Origin of the sequence: Gemmobacter lutimaris (assembly GCF_003570715.1) — a bacterium.
Classification (GTDB): Bacteria; Pseudomonadota; Alphaproteobacteria; order Rhodobacterales; family Rhodobacteraceae; genus Gemmobacter; species Gemmobacter lutimaris.
In genome coordinates, this window is the sequence record NZ_QXXQ01000006.1 from 173109 (window position 1) to 194629 (window position 21521).

Genomic DNA, 21521 nt, shown 5'->3' on the forward strand with positions numbered 1-21521 from the left:
TCAAATGAGGCGGTTCCGCGCATTGATCTCCGAAGGAAAACGAGGAACAAGTCGGCAGAAGTTCTGCTGTCGTCGAGATCAATTACGGTCCCGGCGCTATGGGAAGGCGCATCAATCTCGATACCTGAAGGGGCCAGCGTAATTGTCCCGGTGGCAGGAGGCTCATCAAGATTGTCTGTCATGGTGCTGTGATCGCCAGTGCCTTAAGACAAGCTCTCGCAAGAATGATATCAGGATTGTCTTTTCCCGGCGGCGTGGCCCAGCCTGTTTTCATCAGGGCGGCGGGCTGTCCAATCGACGACTCTGCGCGCAGTGCTTCGAGTTTGGAGGTTCCCGCCGGGTCGGTGCGGGATCTCTCGACGCAAATGGGGACCAGTGCTGCCGTTACGTCGACGGATGACCGGCTCGCTGCCAGTTGCTCGGCGCCTCCCGAGGTCTTCCAGCCGCCCCAGTTGAACCCAATCAAAGCCAGCGCGGCTGCACCGACGAGCGCTCCGTACAGGCCGGGCTTCAGCCATTTAGGCGTGTTCATTTTGTTTCCTTCGATGAAATGGATACCGTGGCGTCGGAGATTTCGTGACTGGCCGTGTCCCTTGCCAAGGCGGCCTCCAAGTCGTTTTCTGTCGTAGGGAGTAGCTCCGTCACGCCTGCTCGAGCTTCGACGCGTAAGAAGGTTGAAACTCGACGGTGGGCTTGAAAGCTCAACCCATACAGCAATTCATACTCTGTCAGTACATCATAGGAGCCTGCTGGAAACGTTTCGTGGTAACCAGCAAGGTTGAATGGATGTACAAACGTGAGATGCAAGATGGATGATCGGATCGTCATGCAACCCCCTTTGACCGCGCGGAAGCAGATTTTCATTGGTTGTGATGCGGCTTGTCATGTTAACCCAGCCTGAAGCGGCCGTAGTTATCACAGGTTAGGATGATAGGAGGTATATTAATCCCATATCCCGTATAATGCATTGAATTTAATGATAAGCTGCTTTCGGTGCCTCTGGAGAAAATTATGAGGAACAGTGAAGATCGACCCTTATCTGAATTTCCTGTTGCTATTTTTTTTCTGTCCACCACGCGTGATAGAAAAAAGAAATGAGCATTCGTATATGCTTACGCTGAGCCACCGAGAAAGCGTTAGGAGAATGGCGGTTTTGGGCCTATGTATTTCTTGTCGCGGGAAAATCCCGAGCGACGATATGGAGGACCCCATCATGGGTACCGACAAAAAGCACACTGGCTACGGCCAGGCACAAGATCCCAAGCAGAAGCAGCAGGGCGAACCTTCGGAAACCGACCCGAAGCGCCGCGAAGCTGGCGACCCTCCGGCAACGGAACAGACACGCGCAGAAAAGCCCCAACAGGCTTGATCATGCTGTTGCGCGACGGGTTGGCATCTGCGGGCGCTTACATTGCAAAGTTTCTGCCGCCAGCCTGAACGGAGCTTGGCGAAAGTTTGGGCAAAGAGGTATAGCTTCTTCAGCTCTCTGGAACCATTCGCATGAATTAGCCGAGCTGCGGGGCGGCGGGAGTTTCTGCCGGCCGCCTCGTAATTCGTTCTCAATTTTCCCTTTGGAGGTTGCCATGCTCTATAATGACACCGCGCAACCGATATTCTTCGGTTACAAGCCTGAGAACAGGCAGGTGATCAAGGATCAAATCGAACGGGCGGAGAATGAAGGAATGCCGGTTCTTCAGGACGCCATGCCCGCAAGCTCGCAAGATAAAGCTTCGGAAGTGACAACTCTTGAGCGGCGCGTCCTGGCACATGAACGCATACTGCAATCCCTGATTGCGCATCTGACTGAACTCGACCCTCAGTATATGGAAAGGTTGAAAAAGACCTTTGTGACGCCTCTGCTCATGAAGCGTTATGAGCAAAATTATGTCGAAACAGAAGACTATGCGGCAGAGTTCATTCGCGCGATTGAGATTCTCGGTCAAAGTGTTCCAGACTTTGCCAAGGTTATCCTCACCGAGGTGCTCCCAACTGAAGAGAAATCGGCAGGAGATGCGCGGGTCCTCGGCTTCTTCACCCCGACGCTTTTCATGATCCGGCAGCGCGAGAACTCCTGGGACCTGCTGGTGGACGGCAGGCTGGTCCGCAGTTTCGAGCTCGAAACCGAAGCTTTCGACGAAGCTGTGCGCATGGCGCGGCGCATCGCATCTCGAGGGCCTCTGCAAGCCAGTGGTGGGCAAACTCCGGATAGCTGGTCCTGAACAGGTCGATGCTGTCCCTGAACGTGGTGTAGGTTCCGGGACAGCATCGCTAGTTGAGGCAACCTTCAGCCGCCGGGTGCGCCTTTAGGCATCTTGTACAAAGTGCTCCTTGGTTCAGTGAACCGCACGAAACGCGAACAGGTGGCGCAAGTGGCGATTTCGGTTCAACACAAAGCGGTCGTATGTTGCCAGAACCGCAGGTTACGGTGACGCCGCTTTCTTCACATCGAAGATGTCAGCGGTTCAAATCCGTTATCGCCCACCATGATTATGAAAAGCACGGCTTCGGTCGTGCTTTTTCATTTTCCGGATCGGGCCCGACTCGGCGATTTGACTTGAGGAATGTGCCCCTTGCACCCGCTGCCGCGATCCGCTAGGTCGGGCGCAGGGCGGGCGGTTAGCTCAGTTGGTAGAGCGTCTCGTTTACACCGAGAATGTCGGGGGTTCGAGTCCCTCACCGCCCACCATTCCCCTCCCTGACAGCAGATGCCCTTTCAGGCCGCGAGAGACTGGGTCCACAGCGCCACGATCTGTGCGGCAAGCTGCATCGGATCGAAGGGTTTCACGATCACATCCAGCGCGCCCGCCTCGATGAACTGGCGCACGTCAGAGTGCTGGGCCTTCGCGGTCATGAAAATCGCTGGGGTCTTGGCGAATTGCGGCAGGGCGCGCAGCGCCAGCAGCGTCTCTTCGCCGGTCATGCCCGGCATCATCACATCCAGCAGGAACAGATCGGGGGCCGCCGCTGCGGCACCTTCCAGCGCCTCCTGCCCCGAGGCGAATTGCACCACCTCCAGCCCCCCGACCATTTCAAGCGCGATCAGGGCAATTTCGCGGATGTCCGGGTCATCCTCGACATGCATCACCTTGGGCAGTTGCGGCATTGTTTTTCCTTCGGATCTTCAGGCGACAGAGCGCAGTTCGGAGCTGCGCGGCAGATCAATGTAGAATGTGGTTCCGACGCCGACTTCGCTGGTAAAGGAAATACGGCCGCCGTGTTTGGTGACGATGGATTTGGCGATGCTCAGCCCGAGGCCGGTGCCGATGCGCGAGCGGTCAGGGTCCGCATGGGCCTGAACGAACCGGGCGAACAGCGTCTGATGGGCTTCGGGCGGGATGCCGGGGCCGCGATCCGTCACACTCAGCCGCACGCCGGAAGGGGTTTCGCTGACGGTCAGATCCACCCATTGCGCGCGGGGCGAAAACTTGACCGCATTTGACAGAAGATTGGTCAGAACCTGCAACATGCCGTCGCGGCTGATGTCGGCGATGATCGGGCTGCGCGGGCCGACATAGCGCAGCTTCACCCCGTATTCGAGCCCGTAACCCGCGTTGGCCGCCACCGCCTCTTCGGCAAGGGCAACCACATCCATCGGGGCCATCGTCAGTTCCATCATGTCGGCGTCGAGCTTTTCAAGATCAAGCAGATTGTTGATCAGGCGCAGCAGCCGGTCAACATTGCGCAGGGCGACCTCGACCATGCTGCCCGCCTTGTCGGGCAGGGCGCCCAGAACCCCGGAATTGATCAGGTTGAGCGAACCTTTCACCGAGGTCAGCGGCGAACGCAACTCATGGCTGACGGTCGCCACGAATTCGGCGCGGTTGCGTTCGGCCCGCTTGCGTTTGGAAATGTCGCGCACCACGGCAATGAAACGTGCCTTGCCGTCTAGGCTGAGTTCCTGTTGCAGGTTGATCTCGACCGGGCAGCCGCGCCAGTTGGCTTCGTGCAGGATCGAATCCACCTCGCCGGTCAGAAGCCGGGCCACGCGGGCGCGGAACTTGGCCTCGTCGAACGGCTGGATCAGGTCCGTCAGGCGCTTGCCACGCACTTCCTCGGGGGTCACGTCCATCGAAACCAGCGAATGCTTGTTGAGATACAGAAGCTCCAGCGTGTCGGCCGCGAAGATGTAAACCTCGTCGCGCAGGCGGTCGATCATGGCGCGTTCCTGCAATTCGGCCTGAATCAGCTTGGATTGCGTGATGTCGGTGCGCAACGAGACACTGCGCCGCAGATCGCCGTCAGGGCCCAGAACCGGAACGATGGTGGCGCGGGTCCAGATCAGGCGGCCATCCTTGCGCCGGATACGGGTCTCGCCATACCAGGTGCGGCCCTCGCGCAGGAAGCTGTCCAACTCGGGCGGCGATTCCGCGCGGCTGACCAGAAGGGTGTCGCGGAATTGCTGACCGACCAGTTCCTCTGGCGTATAGCCGGTCGCCTCGGCCATGGTGCCGTTGGCATAGGTGATCCTGCCGTCGGCGCTGGTGATATTGATCATCACATGGGCATCCACCGCGCGAAGATCTGCCTCCAGATCGTTGATCCGCCGCCGAAGCCCGTCCGCCTCGGCCTTGCTGGACCGGCTCGTCAGGGCAAAAGCAAGTAGCAGCGCAAACAGGATCAGGGCAAAGAAAGCACGTTCAAAAAGAAGTCCACCCGGAGAGTCCTGCGGCGTATACAGGATCTGCTGAAGCAACTCGTACATTTGCAATTCCTCTGTGATGATCGCGCTGGCCCTGCGGCCGAGTAGTCACCGTGTGAGAATTCATGGTTATCGGATGCAAATTTGTCAGAAACTGTGGCGATTTTTGGCTGCCAATCCGATAACACCAAGGCACCCCGGAATTTCGGGTGCGAAAAATGGCATTTCAGCCAGCGCGGACCTTCTTGCCGGGATGCTTGTTCGACCGGATGATCTCAAGACAGCGCGCCGCCACATTGTGCAGGGTGATCCGCGATTTCGTGAAGCTTTCCAGAACCCGCGGGTCGGCCCGGCGCTGCGCGTCCGCAGTCAGTGTGACCACCGGCACCCCCGGCTGCCAGATCGCCACATCTTTCAGCAACGCGTCGCCGCTGCCGGTCTCCACGCTCCAGCCCAGCACGACCAGATCGAAATTCTGTTGTGACAGCACCTTGCGCGCGCGCTCTTCGTTCGCTGCATTGACAAGGGTTGCTGCTGCGCCGAAGGCGGAGGCCAGCAGCTCCGATGCCGCCGCATCGCATTCGACATGCAGCACGCGTGCCTGCCGCCCGCCAGTGTCGGCGGGGGGCCGTGCGGGCCGTTCGGAAGGGGCGTCAGCGGGCAGGGTGAACCAGAAGGTCGTCTGCACTTCGGGTTCGGATGTAAAGTCGATCTCGCCGCCAAACTGTTCGACAATCCGCTTGGCGATATGCAGACCCAGTCCCGACCCTTCGGTCACACGGTGGGCAGAACTGTCAACCTGCGAGAAGGGCCGGAACAGCCGGTCACGGAAGTCCGGCGGGATGCCCTTGCCCGCATTGCTGACGCTGATCTTGACCGAATCCGGACCTCGTTCCAGCCGGATGCCGACCTCGCTGCCGCGGGGCGAGAATTTGGCGGCATTCGACAGCAGGTTGGCCATAACCTGATGAAAGCGGTTTTCGTCCAGCCGCACAATGGTTCCCGGCACATCCGCAAGAATGCGATAGGTCACATCGAACCGGGCCGCGAAGGGCTGGTTGACCAGAACGGTGTTTTTCAGCAGCGCCGAAATGTCGGTCGCCACCATCTCGGGGCGCTGCATCACGCCATCCAGCTTTTCCATGTCCAGAATGTCGTTCACCAGATGGATCAGCCGGTCACAGTTCTTTTGCGCGATCGTCAGCATCCGTTTGGCGGGATCGGGCACCCCGGACGCCATCGTGTTCAGCAGCAGTGACAGCGACCCGTTGATCGAGGTGAGCGGCGTGCGCAATTCATGGCTGACGGTCGAGACGAACTGTTTCTTCATCTCGTCAAGCTGGCGCTGGTCGGTCACGTCGGTCTGCACCCCGATCAGCCGCCACGCCCGCCCGGTTTCGTCCCTCTCTTCACCCACGGCGTTCGACTGCATCCAGCGCCAGCTTCCGTCATCCATGCGGATACGGTAATCGCTGATCGACCTTTCGCTGCGGCCCTCGATGCAGGCGCGATCCGCCTCCTGCACGGTGGGCAGGTCGTCAGGGTGGATGCGCTGAAGCCAGTGTTGCTGCGCATCGGCTGCCGCCGCATCCTCCAGCCCCAGAAGGTCCAGCCATGTGCGCGACACCACGGATTTCCCGGTGTGCAGATCAATGTCAAAAACACCGATCCGCGCGCCGGTCAGGGCGAGATCCAGCCGGTGCTGGGTGGTGCGCAACTGGTCCGAGATGCGGCGCATCTCGGTGATGTTGCGCATCACCACCGTATAGCGCCGCTTGCCGTCACTGTTGCGCCACGGATTTACCTGCACATCCAGAACCAGCGTCTGCCCGTCCTTTGTCCGTGCAACCAGTTCGCCGCGATAGGTCGGGGGCAGGGTGGTCTTTCCGGTCTGGCCGAAATATTCGTCAAGCTGGCCCTGAAGCAGCGCCGAGAAGGGCTTGCCAAGTATTTCGTGTTCCTCCAGCCGCAGAAGGCGGGGAAGGGCGTCGTTCATCCGCAGCACATGGCCCGTGTCATCCAGCAGGGCGATCTTGGTCAGCGCGGTCTCGATGATGGACCTGTTTTCCTCGACTTGCGTGGCCAGTTCACGGGTGCGGCGCGCGACAGTTTCGCGCACCAGTTCCTCGCGCCGCATGAGCGACATCAGAAACACCGCCAGAAGGCCCGAGAAGGACAACCCGCCCAGAAGCACGACCAGCGGTTCCCCGTTCCAGAAGCGCGCTTCAAGGGCGGGTGTGCTTTCCCACACGACCGTCCAGTTTTGGCCGTAGACAGCCATCTGTTCGACATAGCGGAACCGGGGCTTGTGCCCCTCGGTCGCGCCGCTTTCATAGAACTTGCGCTCGGGCACAATGTCGGTGCCGTCGTAAAGCGCGATATGGGTCAAGGAGTTGCCGTGATCCTGCAAGGTGGCCATCATCCGCTCGGTGATGATCGGCGCATAGACCCAGCCCAGGAAATGCGCCCGCCGGCCCAGCACCGTGGGCGGGTTGCCGCTGTGATCGTAAAGCGGGGCCAGCAACAGGAAGCCCGATCCATGCGCGCGGTCCTGCACAAGGGTCACGGGGCGGCTGATCGTTATCTTGCCACTGTCGCGGGCGGCGATGGCCGCGCTGCGGCGTCTTTCCTCGAAAGCGATGTTCAGGCCGCGCGCCGTGGCATTCCATTCCATCGGTTCGACATATTTGATGACGAACATATCTTCGGCATCCTGCCGGGCCGTAATGTTCAGATCCGCGATCCCGTCCTCCTGCGCCTGTGCGATGAAGGCGTCACCGCCCCCCGGCGCAACCGGCGCGATGAAGCCGATGCCGGTCAGTCCGTCGCGTTCGGCATAGGCGGCGGCAAAGTTGCGCCAGTCCGCTGCCGTCACGGTGTCAGAGGCCTGAAACAGCCCGACCCCGCCGCTGAGCGCAAGCGTGAAAGCCTCAAGCCGGTGGCGCAGGGCATGGGCGGAATCGCGGGCCAGAATTTCGAACTGCGCCTCGTCCGTCCGGTTGCCGAGGCGCGAAACCTGATGCCAGGCGATGAAAGTGCCGACCACTGCAAGGGCAAGATAAAAGATCGCCTGTCCGCTGAACCGCGGCAGCGCCGCGCCCTTCCAGTAAAGGGCCGGCATCGGGTGCCATGGTCCCAGCAGTGCGACGGGAATGGCCATGAAGGCGCCCAGAACATTGCCCATCCACCAGATCAGCCAGTGCCAGCCGGGGTCCGTCGAAAGCTCGGGCGCAGAGGTCAGGACAATCAGCATGGCGGCGGAAGGCAGAATCGCGCTGCTTGCCGGAACAACGATCAGAAGCGCAGCCAGAAGATGCCGCGTCCGGTTGATCCGCAGCGGATAGCCGAACAGCCAGCGCAACCCCGCCGCACCCGCGACGGCCTGTGCCGTTGCGGCCGCGGCCTGAAGCAGCATCGAGGGCAGCCGGCCATCGCCGCCGACATTGGCATATCCAAGCGCGAGCATGATCATCTGCCCCGCCATGGACCCCACAAGAACCGCAGGCCAGAACCGCAATCCCATCACCAGCAAGCTTGCGACGGCGACGCCGGTGCCACGCAGCACGACCACATCCACATCGCCGTTCGGTGCCAGCAGAACGCCGGTCAGGCTGAAGGCCGTCACCAGCGCGGCAAGCGGCACAAGGCGCGTGATCCGGGCGAGGCCGGTCGTCTGGTCATCCGGGCGTGAAGGGGTGTTTGTATCGTTCCGGGGCATGCCGAACTTCTTGTATGGATCGGGCGAAGACTACACGCTCTGATTGAGAACGCAAAGCACCGGTTCCAGAATTTAGTGTTTCATGTCCGATAGGTGACAGAAATAGGGCTTTTCTGCGGTATCCGTAACATGGCGGAAAACTCTGAAATTTCGATCCTGCCGCCACATTCTGGCCGCAAAGCCATACAATTTTTAAGGGAGTGATTCATGGCACTCGTCCCTCTGCGTGTTTGGGGGCGTTGCGGAAGCATCCTCTGACTGGGCACAATCCGATGAGACTACTGGCTGTCGATGATGACGCGCTGATCCTTGACCTTCTGAAAACCACGCTTCTGGCGAATGGGTATGACAAGGTCGTCACGGCGGGTGACGCAAAGCAAGCGGCCGCCATCATTTCGGGCGCGACAGAGCCTTTCGATGCGTTTCTGCTGGACATCATGATGCCCGAGGTGACCGGGATCGAACTGGCGCGCTGGATCCGCAAGATCCCGCAGTATCAGGCCGCGCCGATCCTTATGATCACCTCGATGAGCGAGAAAACCTTCATCGATTCCGCGTTCAAGGCGGGGGCGTCGGATTACATCACCAAGCCCTTCGATCCGGTGGAGGTGGTCACCCGTGTCCGTCTGGCGGAACGTCAGTATCAAAGCTCGCGGCAGGTCCGTGACAGCAGCCTTCAGATCAAGGCGCTGACCGCGCAACTGGAAGACCATTACCGTGCCGCGCTGTCCGAGCCCGTGGTGCTGGAAGATGTGGATGGGCTGATCGAATACATGGCCTTGCAGAATTACCTTCTGCAACTGTCGCGCGGCGATTTCTTCGCCACCAGCGTACTGGCCATGCGCATCGTCGATGTCGGCAATATCTATACCCGCTGTTCCGCGAGCCTGTTCCGCGACATTCTTGCCGATGTGGCCGAATGTGCGTTGTCGGCGCTGGCGCAGACCGAATGCATCATGGCCTATGCGGGCAATGGCGCCTTTGCCGGGGTCATCGCCTTTCCCGAACAGCATGATTTCGACGAGATCGAGCTGATGATCAACCTGATGATCGAGCGGCTGGACCTGACCGACGACAAGCAGCAGCCGATCGAGGTGCGCGTGGCCGTGGGCAAGCCGATCCCGGTGGGCATCACCAAATCGGGGCGCGACGCGGTGGCCAAGATGCAGCGCGCGGTCGAGGATCTGAACTGGAACCAGCCCAAGCCGGGCCGCAGGCAGGGGCGTGCCGCAACGGCGCGCAGCCTGTTCTCGCGGGCCTTTTCAATGTCCTTCTGACGGGCGCATACCATGAACGTCATGCAGCATTCCGACATCATCGCCCGCAAGATCGCAGAAATCCGCCCCCGGTTTCTGGCCGAGCTTTCGGTGCGGCTGGACAGGTTCGATGTGCTGCGCGACCAGATCGACACGGTCGCGGACCCCGGCCCGTTGTTGGACGAACTGATGCAGGGGGCGCATCGCAATTCAGGGCTTGCGGCGACTCTGGGGTTCCATGAGCTCGGCCAGTTGTCGCATCGGGCGGAACTGGCCATCCGCGATCACAGGGCCACGGCCAGACCTCGGCCCACGTCAGACCTTCTGGACCTGATCGACGATCTTCTGGGGGAAATGGCCCTGATCCTGCAAGACTGAGAAGGCGGTTTTGGCCGATACCATGGCGATTGCGAACGCGCGGGTGTCGCTTGGCAATCTTGCCGGATGACGTGATCGTGGTATCCCTTTCGTCAGGTCTCGGGCGGGCAGGGATGCGCCGTTCCGGCATCTGTCGGCGCCGGATGTCCCCGGTTCCGGCCCTCCTCCTCCTGAAAGGACATCCGGCATGACCACCTATGTGCTGACCGTGCAGTGCGAATCCCGTCGCGGGATCGTTGCGGCGGTTTCCACTTTCCTTGCGAACAGCGGCTGCAACATCACCGATTCCGCGCAATTCGACGATGCGCTGACCGGCAAATTCTTTGCCCGCATCAGCTTTCGCCCCGAAACCGGCGCCGCGCTGGCGGCTTTGCGCGAGGGCTTCGCCGCCGTGGCAGAGCCCTTTGCGATGGACTGGGCGATCCATGATCAGGCCGAGCGCATGAAGGTGCTGCTCATGGTGTCGAACTTCGGACACTGCCTGAACGACCTGCTGTATCGCTGGCGCATCGGCGCGCTGCCCATCGACATCGTGGGCGTGGTGTCGAACCATATGACCTATCAGAAGGTCGTGGTGAACCATGACCTGCCGTTCCATTGCATCAAGGTCACAAAGGACAACAAGCCGCAGGCCGAGGCGCAGCTGATGGCCGTGGTCGAGGATACGGGGGCCGAGCTTGTGGTGCTGGCGCGCTACATGCAGGTGTTGTCGGATGCGCTGTGCAAGAAGATGTCGGGCAAGATCATCAATATCCACCATTCCTTCCTGCCCTCCTTCAAGGGGGCCAATCCCTACAAGCAGGCCTATGAACGCGGGGTGAAGCTGATCGGGGCGACGGCGCATTATGTGACCGCCGATCTGGATGAAGGCCCGATCATCGAACAGGACATCGTGCGCATTACCCATGCGCAAAGCGCCGAGGATTACGTCAGCCTTGGCCGCGATGTCGAGGCGCAGGTGCTGGCGCGGGCGATCCATGCGCATATCCACCACCGCTCTTTCCTGAACGGCAACAAGACGGTCGTGTTCCCGGCCTCGCCGGGGTCTTACGCCTCGGAACGGATGGGCTGAGGTTCAGCCGCCCAGACCGTAGCGCCGCATCTTGTCGTTCAGGGTGCGGCGCGGCAGGCCAAGGTGATCGGCCACCCGCAGGGTATTGCCGCGAAAGCGGTCCAGCGCTGCGGCGATCTCGCGCGCCTCGAAGGCCGCCACCCGGTCGGCCAGCGTGGTATCGGGCAGCGCGGGCGTGTCGTCGGCGCGCAGATCCAGCAGGCCCAGCGCAAAGGCCTCCGCCGCCGCCTTCAGCTCGCGCATGTTGCCGGGCCAGCCGCGCCGGAGCAACTCGCGCCGGAAGGCCCAGCCCGGCTCCGGGTCGGGGCGGCCATAGCGGCGGGCGGCAAGCTGGGCGTAATGGCTGAAGATCAGCGCGATGTCCTCGCCGGTTTCGCGCAAGGGTGGCGTGGCGATCTCGGCGCCTGCAAGGCGGTAAAACAGATCGGGGCGGAAACTGCCCGCCTGTGCCGCCGCCCGCAGATCGGTTTTCGATATGGCGATGACACGCAGATCCAGCGCCCGCGCCGTCACCTCGCCCAGCCGTTCGACGCTGCGTTCCTGAAGCGCGCGCAGAAGCTTTGCCTGTGCGGGGGGCGCCAGCGCCTCCACCTCGTCAAGGATCAGCGTGCCGCCCTGCGCTGCCTCCAGCTTGCCGGGGCGGGCAGGGCCGGCGCCGGGAAAGGCGCCTTCGGCATGACCGAACATCAGGGTTTCCACCATGCTGTCAGGCAGGGCGGCGCAGTTCACCGCGACATAGGGGCCGCGCGCGCGCGGGCTGCCGTCATGCAGGGCGCGGGCCACCAGTTCCTTGCCGGTGCCGGTCTCACCAGTGATCACCACGTCAATATCCAGCGGCGCCAGTGCCGCGATACGATCCCGCAGGGCGCGGATGGGGCGGCTTTCACCAAGGATTTCCGGCCCGTCCCCGGCCAGCGCACCTTGCAGCCGCGCCACCTCGGCCCGTGTGGCCCGCGCCGCCAGCGCCCGCGCGATGACCATGACGAGATGCGCCGCATCATAGGGCTTTTCCAGAAAATCCTCGGCCCCGGCCCGGATCGCCTCCACCGCATGCACCACATCGCCGTGGCCGGTCAGCATGATGACCGGCAGGTCGCGTTCCGGCAGGGCCTTCACCGCGCGCAGGAACGCCATGCCATCCATGCCCGGCATCCGCAGATCGGTGAGGATCAGCGCGGGCGTCGCGGTGTCCAGCGCCGCCAGCGCCTCGGTTGCGCTTGAAAAGCCCTGCGGCACATGGCCGGCGGCATCCAGCAGGTCGCAAAGCGCGGCAAGGTGATCGGCGTCATCCTCGACGATGAACAGGCGGGCGGGGGACAGGGTGGCGGAAGTCATGCGGCGGCCTCGGCAGTTGCGGCGGGCAGGGTGACGGTGACCTCGGTGCCGCGACCGGGTTCCGAGGCCAGCGTCAGCGCGCCGCCGAACTCACCCACGATGGCACGACAGATCGACAGGCCAAGACCCAGCCCCGCGCCGCCGGGCTTGGTGGAAAAGAACGGCTCGGCCACGCGGGGCAGATCCTCGGGTGCAATGCCGGGGCCGGTGTCGGTGACGCGGATGCAGACGGTTTCGCCCGTACTGTCCAGCGTCACGGTGATTGCAGCACCTGTGCAGCCTTCCACCGCGTCCAGTGCATTCAGAAGCAGGTTCACCACCACCTGTTCCATCCGCACCACGCCCGCCATCACCAGTTGCGGCACATCCGGTGCCACGAAAACCGGGCTGACCCCGACCGCACGGGCGCGCGGCGTGACCAGTTCGATGGCCGAGGCGATGACCGGGCCAAGATCGGTCAGCCGCCGCTCGCCCGGCTCTTTCCGGCCAAAGCTTTTCAGATGCTTGATGGTGCGCTGCATGCGGCGGATCAGACCTTTGGCGGTGGCGAGGCGCGGGGCGGTGCGGCTTTCACCGGCGGGCAGCGTGATTTCCGCCGCCGTCAGCGTCGCCTCCATCGCGGCAAGCGGCTGGCTGATCTCATGCACGATGGCGGTAGACATGCGGCCAAGCGCGGCCATCTTCTCGGCATGGATCAGGCCCTCCTGCGCCGCGCGCAGGTCGTTCTCGGCCTGCCGCCGCGCCTCGACCTCGCGCGCCAGATCGGCGGTGCGTTCCGTCACCATCGCCTCCAGCCGTTCCGATTGCGACAGCCGCAGCGCGAGGATTTGCCGCCGCTGCTGCCAGACCATGGCGGCCCCTGCCAGCGCCAGTGTTGCCAGGGCCGCCACCGCCGCCCAGACGGCGGCCATGGCGGTGATGGTGGCGGAAGGGGTGGCGGCGATCAGGCGCCAACCTTCGGCGGGCAGCGGCGCATCGCGGCCAATCCAGCCCGCGCCGCCCAGAAAGCCGTCCGGCGCATCGGCGCGCAGCAGGGGCGTCGCCCCGGCGGGATCGGTGCCGACCCAGGTGCGTTCGCGCGCGATCTTGTCCAGAACCGGCTGCGGCAGCGGCGAAAGCGGGCGGTAAAGCCAGTCTGAACGGCCCGAGAGAAACACCATGCCATCAGCATCCGCCAGCGCGGTTTCCAGCCCGGCGGCCTGCCATGTCGCCTGCAAGGGTCGTAGGTCGATCTTCACCACCAGCACGCCCTTGTGCGGCGTGTCGATCCGGCGCGACAGGAAATAGCCGGGGATGCCGGTGGTTACCCCGATGGCATAGAACTGGCCCCGGCCAGTGGCCATGGCATCGCGAAAATAGGGCCGGAAGTTATAGTCCTGCCCGACGAAACTTTCGGGCCGGTTCCAGTTTGACGCGGCGATGGTGCGGCCGTTGGCGGCGATCAGGTAGATGTCGGCGCCGGTATGGGCGGCGATACGTTCCAGATAAAGGTTCGCGTTGTTGATCCCGGCCGGATCGGCCAATGCGGCGCGGATGCGCGCATCTTCGCCCGCCACATCCGGCAGGGCGCGGAAGCGGCCGATCTCGGCCTCCACCGCGCGTGCGGTCAGCAAGAGCGACTGGTCCAGCCCCTCGGCCGCCGCCCGGTAGCCCAGCCGTTCCGCCGCCGCGAAAGCCAGTGCGGCGGCGAGGATCGCGGCAAGGACGGGCAGCAGGATCGGGCGGGGTGCGGACATGGGTGGCTCAGCCCTCCGCCAGCAATTGATCGGCGATATGGGCGCCAATGGGCAGGGCCGAGGTGGCGGCGGGCGAGGGGGCATTGCAGACATGCAGCGAATGTCGCCCGCGCAAGAACAGGAAATCGTCGATCAGCTTCCCGTCGCGCGCCACCGCCTGCGCCCGTACCCCCGCCCGATAGGGCGTGAGGTGGGCGCCGGTGATGCGCGGGCAGTAGCGTTGCACCTTCTTCAGATAAAGCCCCCGCAGCGCCGAGGCCGAAAGCTCGGACAGTGCCGGGCCGAGGTTGCGGCCCAGCATGCGCCAGAACCCCGGCCAGCCGAAGGTCGCCGCCAGATCGGCGGGCGAGATGTCGGTCTTGGCATAGCCCTCACGTTTCATGGCCAGCACGGCATTCGGCCCCACGGTGAACCCGCCATCCATCTTGCGCGTCAGATGCACGCCAAGGAAGGGGCGTTCGGGGTCGGGGACCGGATAGATCAGCCGGCGCACCAGATCGGCGGGCTGGTTCCGGATGCGGAAATATTCGCCCCGGAACGGGATGATGCGGAAGACGGGGTCCAGCCCCATCGCCGCGGCCATCCGGTCGGCATGCAGGCCCGCGCAGATCACCGCGCGCCCGGCATGCACCTCGCCCGAGGGCGTGGTCAGCCGGATGCCGGCGGCATCTTCCGAGGCCGCCGTGACGCGGGTGTTCAGCCGGATCGCGCCGCCGCGTTCGGTGAACAGATCGGCCATCCGCCGCGCCACCGCGCCGAAATCCACGATGCCGGTATCGGGGGACCACAGCGCCCCGGCGACACGGATATTCGGCTCCCATGCCTGCGCCTCGGTCGCGGCGATTTCGGAAATGGCGATGCCATTGGCCTGCGCGCGCGCCAGCAGGGCGCGCATCCGGGGCAGTTCGTCCTCGCCCGTCGCCACGATCAGCTTGCCGGTGGTTTCATGCGGCAGGCCGTGTTCGTCACAGAAGGCACGGGTGGCCTCGGCCCCTTCGCGGCAAAAGCGGGCCTTCAGGCTGCCGGGCGCGTAATAGACCCCGGCATGGATCACGCCGGAATTGCGCCCCGTTTGATGCAGCGCGGGGGCGGCTTCCTTTTCCAGAACCACGATCCGCGCGCCGGGCAGGCGGGATTGCAGGGTCAGCGCGGTGGCCAGCCCCACGATGCCGCCGCCCAGAATGGCAATATCGGCTGTCTCGGTCATTCGGTCGCTCCGCAGGGGGCAAGGCGCAGGGCGTGGCCCGGCTCTGCCCCGATGTCATGGCATGTTCCGGCGCTGTCACACAATCGCCAGCCCGCGCCGGTGGCGCCCGAGGCGGCAAGGTGCAGCTCCGCCTGTTCCGGCAGGTCGGGCACCCAGACCCACCAGCCATTCCGCAGGATGGCGCCGTCGCCCGGCTCCATCCCCGCGCCGGAGCCTTTGACGGCGGCCTCGGTCAGCCGCAGCCCGGTTCCGGTGATGGCCCAGCTTTCCCGCCAGATGATCTTTTCAACCGAATGCGTCCAGCTCAGCGTGAAGCCGGGCGAGGCGAGGGCGAGTGTCATCGCCCCCGCGATCAGGCAGCTTGCCATGGCTCAGGCCGTGCGGGTGCCACGGGCGCGCCACATCAGCGCGGCGAAAGCGGCGCAAAGCCCGAAGCCCGCGAGGTCGGAGGCCGGAAGCGCCGCGATCAGCGCCGCTGCCGCCACCATGGCCAGCACCCGTTCCCAGACCGCGAGCCTGTGGCCCAGCCAGCCGATGACCGCAGCCCCCCAAAGCCCGATCGCCAGCACCGCTTTCAGCACGATATAGGCGACGGCCGGGATATAGCCGATTTCCGAGGCCAGCGGCCCGCCATTCTGCAACATCAGCGCGGGCGTGTAGACTGCCATGAAGGGGATGACGAAGCCCGCCGCCGCGATCTTCACCGCGTTGAGGCTGATGGTCAGCCCGCGCTCCTTGGCGATGGGGGCGGCGGCAAAGCAGGCCAGCGCCACCGGCGGCGTCAGATCCGCCAGAATGCCGAAGTAGAACACGAACATGTGGCTGACGATCAGCGGCACGCCAAGCTCCAGCAGCGCCGGCCCGGCGATGGAAGAGGTGATGATGTAATTCGGAATGGTCGGGATGCCCATGCCCAGCACGATACAGGTGATCATGGTCAGGATCAGGCTGAGGAACAGGCTCTTTTCCCCCACACCCACGATGAACTGGCCAAAGGTATTGGCGGCACCCGTCAGCGTCATGGTGCCGATGATGATGCCCACCAGCGCGCAGGCGATGCCCACCGGCAGCGCGGTGCGGGCGCCATCGGCCAGCGCGTCGCGCACATCGGCCAGCGTCTTGCGGCCCCCCGCGACAAAGATATTCGCCACCACCAGCCCGGCCACCGCCAGCGCGACGATATGGATGCCGAATTTCAGGAAGGCGGCGGCGATGAGGCCCAGCCCGATCCAGAAGATATAGCGGATCGCGCCCGCAGGCAGACCCAGTGCCACCGAGGCGCCAAGGATCAGCATGACGGTCAGCCCCAGCCCCACGGTGCCCGCGAACAGCGGCGTGTAGCCGGAAAACAGCAGCCAGACCAGCACCGCCAGCGGCAGGATCAGATGCCAGCCCTCGCGCAGCGCCTTGCGGGGCGAGGGCAGTTCCGCCGCCGTCAGGCCGCGCAGGTTCATCCGCCCGGCTTCAAGATGCACCATCCAGAAGGCTGCGGCGAAATAAAGGATTGCCGGGATCAGCGCGGCCTTCACCACCTCGACATATTCGACGCCCAGCGTTTCCGCCATGATGAAGGCGACGGCGCCCATGACCGGGGGCATGATCTGCCCGCCCATCGAGGCCGTGGCCTCCACCCCGCCTGCGAAGGCGGGTCGATAGCCGAAGCGCTTCATCAGCGGGATGGTGAATTGCCCGGTGGTCACCACATTGGCGACGCCGGAGCCCGAAATCGTGCCCATCAGCCCCGAGGACAGCACCGCGACCTTGGCGGCGCCGCCCATCCTGTGCCCGACAAGACCCAGCGAGACATCGGTGAACAGCTTGATCATCCCGGCCTTTTCCAGAAAGGCGCCAAACAGGATGAACAGGAAGATGTAGCTGGAGCTTACATAGGTCGGCACGCCGTAGATGCCTTCGGTGCCAAAGCCCATATGGTCGATCACCTGCGCGAAATCATAGCCGCGATGATCCAGCGGCGCGGGCAGGTGTTGCCCGAACAGGCAATAGGCGAGGAACATCCCCGCGATGACCGGCAGCGCCGGCCCCATCATCGCCCAGGCGGCGGCAAAGGTCAGTGCGATGGCCAGCGTGCCGAAGGCGATGTCGCGCGGCAAGGGATCGCCCGCCCGCATCAGAAGCGGCACATATTCCCACCATTGATACAGCGCGACCGCGACCCCGGCGGCCGCAAGGCCCCAGGCCAGCAGGCGGATCGAGGGTGCGGCCCCCTTGGCCAGCGCCAGCAGCGGAAAGCCCAGCAGCATCAGGAAGCCCACATGCACGGCGCGCACGACCTGGCTTGGCATGTCGATCAGATGCGCGGCGGTGGCGATCTGGAAGGCGGAAAAGACGACGGCGATCCAGAACAGCAGCCGCCCTTGAGCAGAGGGGGGGAATCCTTCGGCCAGCGGATCGTGGAATGTCGCGTTCGCAGCCTCGGCCGCGGCGGGAGAGGGGGTGGTCATGGCGTCATGCCCTCGGGGAAATGGGGTCAGGGTGCGAAACCGGCGCGCACCGCAAAGCGCGCGCCGTGATCGCAGCGAGGCGGGCCTTGGTTACTTGATCAGACCAGCTTCACGATAGTAACGCTCGGCGCCCGGATGCAGCGGCAACGGCATGCCCTGCATCGCGTTTTCCAGCGAGATCGCCCCGGCAGCCTTGTGCGCCGCCACCAGCTCCGGCAGATTTTCAAACAGCAGCTTGGTCATCTGGTAGACGGTTTCCTCCGACACATCCTCATGCGTCAGGAAGAAGTTGATGACGGCGGCAGTCGGCACGTCCTCGGCCTGACCCTCATAGGTGCCCGCCGGGATGGTGGCAGCGACATAGGGCGCGCCCAGCTTTTCCACCACATCGGCCGGAACCGCCACGATGGAGGTCGGCAGCGAGGTCGCCAGATCCTTCAGCGAAGCAACGCCCAGACCGGCCGATTGCAGCGTCGCGTCAAGCTGGCGGTTCTTCAGCAGTTCGACCGATTCCGCGAAGGGCAGGTATTCGGTCTTGGCCAGATCGTCATAGCTCATGCCTGCGGCGGCAAGGATGGCGCGGGCGTTCAGTTCGGTCCCCGATTTCGCGGCACCGACCGACAGGCTTTTCCCCTTCAGATCGGCCAGCGTCTTGACACCCGAATCCGCCGAGGCCGCAATCTGGATATAGTTCGGATAGGCGGCGGCAATGCCGCGCAGCTTGGACAGCGGCGCCTTGAAACCCGCTTCCTCGTTGCCTTCCCAGGCCATCTTGACCGAGTCGCCAAGCGCGATGGCGAATTCACCCTTGCCCTGTTGCAGCAGGTTCAGGTTCTCCACGCTGGCTTTGGTGCTTTGCACCTGGGTGCGGGCGCCTTCGATGCCCTCACCATATATTTTCGACAGCGCGACCCCGATCGGATAGTAGACGCCCGAGGTGCCGCCGGTCAGGATGTTGATGAACTGGTCGGCCTGCACGGCGGCCGGGCTTAGCGCCACGGCACCGGCCAGCATGGCCATGCGGAAACGGCGCAATCCGCCCATGGATTTCGTCATGTGGTATCCTCCCTTTGCGGGCCACATCGCCTGCGGCCCTTGGTTCAGCCCCGTCTCCTCACGGGGGCAACGGGCGAAGGGTTTCACAAAGCGGCCTTGCCTGACAACCGTTCACGGCCATGTGACAGGCATATTCGTCGCAATCCGCCGCCAGTGCCGCGGCGGTATTTCGCCAGCCCGCACGTCGAGGTGGTCTTGTCTTCGGGGGCGGTGGGGCTATGGTCGCGCTCCCACATTCTGACGGAGCCATCAGTGATTCAGGACGCCGTGCGCCGCATTCCCCTTGTCATCGCCCGCGAGATCGGGGCGCAGCCCGCGCAGGTCGGGGCTGCCATTGAACTGCTGGACGGCGGCGCCACGGTGCCCTTCGTTGCGCGCTACCGCAAAGAGGTGACGGGCGGGCTGGATGACACGCAGTTGCGCACGCTGGCCGACCGTCTGACCTATCTGCGCGAGATGGAGGCGCGGCGTGCGGCCATCCTCGGCTCGATCACCGAACAGGGCAAGCTGACCGATGATCTGGCCGCCAGCATCGCCAAGGCCGAAACCAAGGCCGAACTGGAAGACATCTATCTGCCCTACAAGCCCAAGCGGCGCACCCGTGCCATGATCGCACGTGAGAACGGACTTGGCCCGCTGGCCGAGGCCATTCTGGCCGACCGTGCCGCCGATCCCGCCACGCTGGCGGCAGGCTACATCACCGAGGCGGTGCCGGATGTGAAGGCCGCGCTGGAAGGCGCGCGCGACATCGTGGCCGAAGGTCTGGCCGAAAACGCCGATTTGCTGGGCCGTTTGCGCGGGCACATGAAACAGGTGTCCGAGATCAAGGCGGGCGTGGTCGCCGGGAAAGAGGCTGAGGGCGCCAAATTCTCGGATTACTTCGATCACCGCGAAAAATGGGAAACTGCGCCTTCGCACCGGGTGCTGGCCATGCTGCGCGGTCGCAACGAAGGGGTGCTGACCCTCGATCTGGAAATTGATGCCGAGGCCCCGCGTGGCCAGTCACCCGCCGAACGGATGTGCGGCGCCGCGCTTCAGGCAGGTAGCACCGGCGCGGGCGACCAGTGGCTGCGCGAGGCGGCAAGCTGGGCCTGGCGGGTGAAGCTGAAAACCTCGCTGACGCTCGACCTGATGAGCGAATTGCGTGACCGGGCCGAGGAAGAGGCGATCCGCGTCTTTGCCCGCAACCTCAAGGATTTGCTGCTGGCGGCCCCGGCGGGGGGCAAGGCCACGATGGGCCTCGATCCCGGCATCCGCACCGGGGTGAAGGTGGCGGTGGTGGATGCGACCGGCAAGCTTCTGGCGACCGATACGGTCTATCCGTTCCAGCCGAAGAATGACCTGCGTGGCGCGCAGGTGGCAATTGCGCAGTTGATTGCGAAACACGGGGTGAAGCTGATCGCCATCGGCAACGGCACCGCCAGCCGCGAGACGGAAAAGATGGTGGCAGAGTTGCTGTCGCATCTGCCCGGCGAAAAGCCTGTCAAGGTGGTGGTCAGCGAGGCGGGCGCCTCGGTCTATTCCGCGTCGGAACTGGCGGCGAAGGAATTTCCGGGGCTGGACGTGAGCCTGCGCGGCGCGGTCTCCATCGCGCGGCGGTTGCAAGACCCGCTGGCCGAACTGGTGAAGATCGAGCCGAAATCCATCGGTGTCGGCCAGTATCAGCATGACGTCGATCAGCACCGGCTGGCCCGGCAACTGGATGCGGTGGTCGAAGATGCGGTGAATGCGGTCGGTGTTGACCTCAACACTGCCTCCGCGCCGCTTCTAGCGCGGGTGTCGGGCGTGGGGCCGGGGCTTGCGGAAAGCATCGTGGCGCATCGTGACGCCAATGGGCCTTTCGCCACCCGGCGCGAATTGCTCAAGGTCGCGCGGCTGGGGCCGAAGGCCTTTGAACAGGCGGCGGGCTTTCTGCGCATCACCGGCGGCAAGGAACCGCTGGATGCCTCGTCGGTGCACCCCGAAGCCTATGACGTGGCGCGCCGTATCGTCACTGCCTGCGGCTGTGACATCCGCGCCCTGATGGGCGACAGCGCCGCCCTGAAACGTCTGAACCCGCGCGACTTCATCGACGCGAAATTCGGCCTGCCCACCGTGCAGGACATCCTGTCGGAACTGGAAAAGCCCGGTCGCGATCCGCGTCCGAGCTTCAAGACCGCCAGCTTCACTGACGGGGTGGAAGACATCAAGGACCTGAAACCCGGCATGATGCTGGAAGGCACGGTGACCAATGTCGCGGCTTTTGGCGCCTTTGTGGATATCGGCGTGCATCAGGACGGGCTGGTGCATGTCAGCCAGCTTGCCGACCGTTTCGTGAAAGACCCGCATGAGGTGGTGAAGGCGGGCGATGTGGTGAAGGTGCGGGTGGTCGAGGTGGATGTGCCGCGCAAGCGCATCGGCCTGACCATGCGCAAGGACAGTGCCGATGCCCGCGACAGCGCGCGGGAACGCGCCGCCGAACGCGGGCCGCAGGGGCCGAAGGGGGGCAAGCCCGCACCGCGCGGGCCGATGTCCTCGGGTCCGAAAGGGGGCGCCGGCGGCTCGGGCGGCAATGCCTTTGCCGATGCGCTGAAGGGCAAGTTCGGCCGCTGACCGCGCATCCCTGATCGCGGCGCTTCGCAACCTGTTCAAAGGATGCCAGACTGCGCCTTTGCAGTCTTGC

16 protein-coding genes and 1 tRNA gene are annotated in these 21521 nt (G+C 63.9%); 7 read left to right on the forward strand and 10 right to left on the reverse strand.

The window, feature by feature from the left end; translation table 11 throughout:
- Window positions 1–178: 178 nt before the first annotated feature.
- On the reverse strand, window positions 179–532 hold the full coding sequence (locus D2N39_RS12750) for a hypothetical protein (RefSeq protein ID WP_119135167.1): 354 nt from the start codon (window positions 530–532) through the stop codon (window positions 179–181).
- Between the two features lie 489 nt (window positions 533–1021).
- Between D2N39_RS12750 and D2N39_RS22695 the strand changes: the two genes are divergently transcribed.
- From D2N39_RS22695 to D2N39_RS12765, 3 genes are all read left to right on the forward strand, one after another.
- Window positions 1022–1369, forward strand: coding sequence for a hypothetical protein (locus tag D2N39_RS22695; RefSeq protein ID WP_147373485.1), 348 nt, complete (start codon window positions 1022–1024; stop codon window positions 1367–1369).
- A gap of 214 nt (window positions 1370–1583) precedes the next feature.
- The gene (locus D2N39_RS12760; RefSeq protein ID WP_119135169.1) at window positions 1584–2219 is read left to right on the forward strand and encodes a hypothetical protein; all 636 of its coding nucleotides are present in this window, start codon (window positions 1584–1586) and stop codon (window positions 2217–2219) included.
- Window positions 2220–2610: 391 nt separating this feature from the next.
- A tRNA-Val gene (locus D2N39_RS12765) sits at window positions 2611–2686 on the forward strand.
- A gap of 27 nt (window positions 2687–2713) precedes the next feature.
- Here D2N39_RS12765 and D2N39_RS12770 read toward each other — a convergent pair.
- The 3 genes from D2N39_RS12770 to D2N39_RS12780 all read right to left on the reverse strand — a co-directional run bounded on the left by D2N39_RS12770 (window position 2714) and on the right by D2N39_RS12780 (window position 8357).
- Window positions 2714–3103: a response regulator gene (locus tag D2N39_RS12770; RefSeq protein ID WP_119135170.1), complete on the reverse strand. Its 390-nt coding sequence runs from the start codon at window positions 3101–3103 to the stop codon at window positions 2714–2716.
- Window positions 3104–3121: 18 nt separating this feature from the next.
- Window positions 3122–4702 (reverse strand): ATP-binding protein, encoded by a 1581-nt coding sequence (locus D2N39_RS12775; RefSeq protein WP_119135171.1) that lies wholly within the window; start codon window positions 4700–4702, stop codon window positions 3122–3124.
- Between the two features lie 163 nt (window positions 4703–4865).
- Window positions 4866–8357: a CHASE domain-containing protein gene (locus D2N39_RS12780; protein ID WP_119135172.1), complete on the reverse strand. Its 3492-nt coding sequence runs from the start codon at window positions 8355–8357 to the stop codon at window positions 4866–4868.
- Between the two features lie 272 nt (window positions 8358–8629).
- Between D2N39_RS12780 and D2N39_RS12785 the strand changes: the two genes are divergently transcribed.
- From D2N39_RS12785 to purU, 3 genes are all read left to right on the forward strand, one after another.
- A complete protein-coding gene (locus D2N39_RS12785; protein ID WP_119135173.1) occupies window positions 8630–9634 on the forward strand; it encodes a response regulator in 1005 nt (334 codons plus the stop codon).
- A 12-nt stretch (window positions 9635–9646) separates the two neighbouring features.
- Entirely contained in the window at window positions 9647–9991 is a 345-nt protein-coding gene (locus D2N39_RS12790; protein WP_119135174.1) for an Hpt domain-containing protein, read from the forward strand.
- 187 nt (window positions 9992–10178) lie between these two features.
- Complete coding sequence (gene purU / locus D2N39_RS12795; RefSeq protein ID WP_119135175.1) at window positions 10179–11063, forward strand: formyltetrahydrofolate deformylase; 885 nt, start codon at window positions 10179–10181, stop codon at window positions 11061–11063.
- A gap of 3 nt (window positions 11064–11066) precedes the next feature.
- On the opposite strand, the gene D2N39_RS12800 is transcribed toward purU, so the two are convergent.
- From D2N39_RS12800 to D2N39_RS12825, 6 genes are all read right to left on the reverse strand, one after another.
- A complete protein-coding gene (locus D2N39_RS12800) occupies window positions 11067–12398 on the reverse strand; it encodes a sigma-54-dependent transcriptional regulator (RefSeq protein ID WP_119135176.1) in 1332 nt (443 codons plus the stop codon).
- Entirely contained in the window at window positions 12395–14134 is a 1740-nt protein-coding gene (locus D2N39_RS12805; RefSeq protein WP_119135177.1) for a sensor histidine kinase, read from the reverse strand. Before D2N39_RS12805 ends, D2N39_RS12800 begins: the two co-directional genes overlap by 4 nt.
- A gap of 7 nt (window positions 14135–14141) precedes the next feature.
- The gene (lhgO, locus tag D2N39_RS12810) at window positions 14142–15341 is read right to left on the reverse strand and encodes an L-2-hydroxyglutarate oxidase (RefSeq protein ID WP_119135178.1); all 1200 of its coding nucleotides are present in this window, start codon (window positions 15339–15341) and stop codon (window positions 14142–14144) included.
- Complete coding sequence (locus tag D2N39_RS12815; RefSeq protein ID WP_119135179.1) at window positions 15338–15709, reverse strand: DUF1850 domain-containing protein; 372 nt, start codon at window positions 15707–15709, stop codon at window positions 15338–15340. Before D2N39_RS12815 ends, lhgO begins: the two co-directional genes overlap by 4 nt.
- A gap of 3 nt (window positions 15710–15712) precedes the next feature.
- Window positions 15713–17803 (reverse strand): TRAP transporter permease, encoded by a 2091-nt coding sequence (locus D2N39_RS12820; protein WP_119135180.1) that lies wholly within the window; start codon window positions 17801–17803, stop codon window positions 15713–15715.
- Between the two features lie 90 nt (window positions 17804–17893).
- Window positions 17894–18859, reverse strand: a complete 966-nt coding sequence (locus tag D2N39_RS12825) for a TAXI family TRAP transporter solute-binding subunit (RefSeq protein WP_407645568.1) — start codon at window positions 18857–18859, stop codon at window positions 17894–17896.
- A gap of 252 nt (window positions 18860–19111) precedes the next feature.
- On the opposite strand from D2N39_RS12825, the gene D2N39_RS12830 reads away from it, so the two are divergent.
- Window positions 19112–21451, forward strand: a complete 2340-nt coding sequence (locus D2N39_RS12830) for a Tex family protein (protein WP_119135181.1) — start codon at window positions 19112–19114, stop codon at window positions 21449–21451.
- Window positions 21452–21521 lie beyond the last annotated feature (70 nt).

Coding starts and splice junctions, on each gene's coding strand:
- D2N39_RS12750 (WP_119135167.1), bottom strand. CDS start 532: ATGAACACGCCTAAATGGCTGAAGCCCGGCCTGTACGGAGCGCTCGTC.
- D2N39_RS12760 (WP_119135169.1), top strand. CDS start 1,584: ATGCTCTATAATGACACCGCGCAACCGATATTCTTCGGTTACAAGCCT.
- D2N39_RS12770 (WP_119135170.1), bottom strand. CDS start 3,103: ATGCCGCAACTGCCCAAGGTGATGCATGTCGAGGATGACCCGGACATC.
- D2N39_RS12775 (WP_119135171.1), bottom strand. CDS start 4,702: ATGTACGAGTTGCTTCAGCAGATCCTGTATACGCCGCAGGACTCTCCG.
- D2N39_RS12780 (WP_119135172.1), bottom strand. CDS start 8,357: ATGCCCCGGAACGATACAAACACCCCTTCACGCCCGGATGACCAGACG.
- D2N39_RS12785 (WP_119135173.1), top strand. CDS start 8,630: ATGAGACTACTGGCTGTCGATGATGACGCGCTGATCCTTGACCTTCTG.
- D2N39_RS12790 (WP_119135174.1), top strand. CDS start 9,647: ATGAACGTCATGCAGCATTCCGACATCATCGCCCGCAAGATCGCAGAA.
- purU (WP_119135175.1), top strand. CDS start 10,179: ATGACCACCTATGTGCTGACCGTGCAGTGCGAATCCCGTCGCGGGATC.
- D2N39_RS12800 (WP_119135176.1), bottom strand. CDS start 12,398: ATGACTTCCGCCACCCTGTCCCCCGCCCGCCTGTTCATCGTCGAGGAT.
- D2N39_RS12805 (WP_119135177.1), bottom strand. CDS start 14,134: ATGTCCGCACCCCGCCCGATCCTGCTGCCCGTCCTTGCCGCGATCCTC.
- lhgO (WP_119135178.1), bottom strand. CDS start 15,341: ATGACCGAGACAGCCGATATTGCCATTCTGGGCGGCGGCATCGTGGGG.
- D2N39_RS12815 (WP_119135179.1), bottom strand. CDS start 15,709: ATGGCAAGCTGCCTGATCGCGGGGGCGATGACACTCGCCCTCGCCTCG.
- D2N39_RS12820 (WP_119135180.1), bottom strand. CDS start 17,803: ATGACCACCCCCTCTCCCGCCGCGGCCGAGGCTGCGAACGCGACATTC.
- D2N39_RS12825 (WP_407645568.1), bottom strand. CDS start 18,859: ATGACGAAATCCATGGGCGGATTGCGCCGTTTCCGCATGGCCATGCTG.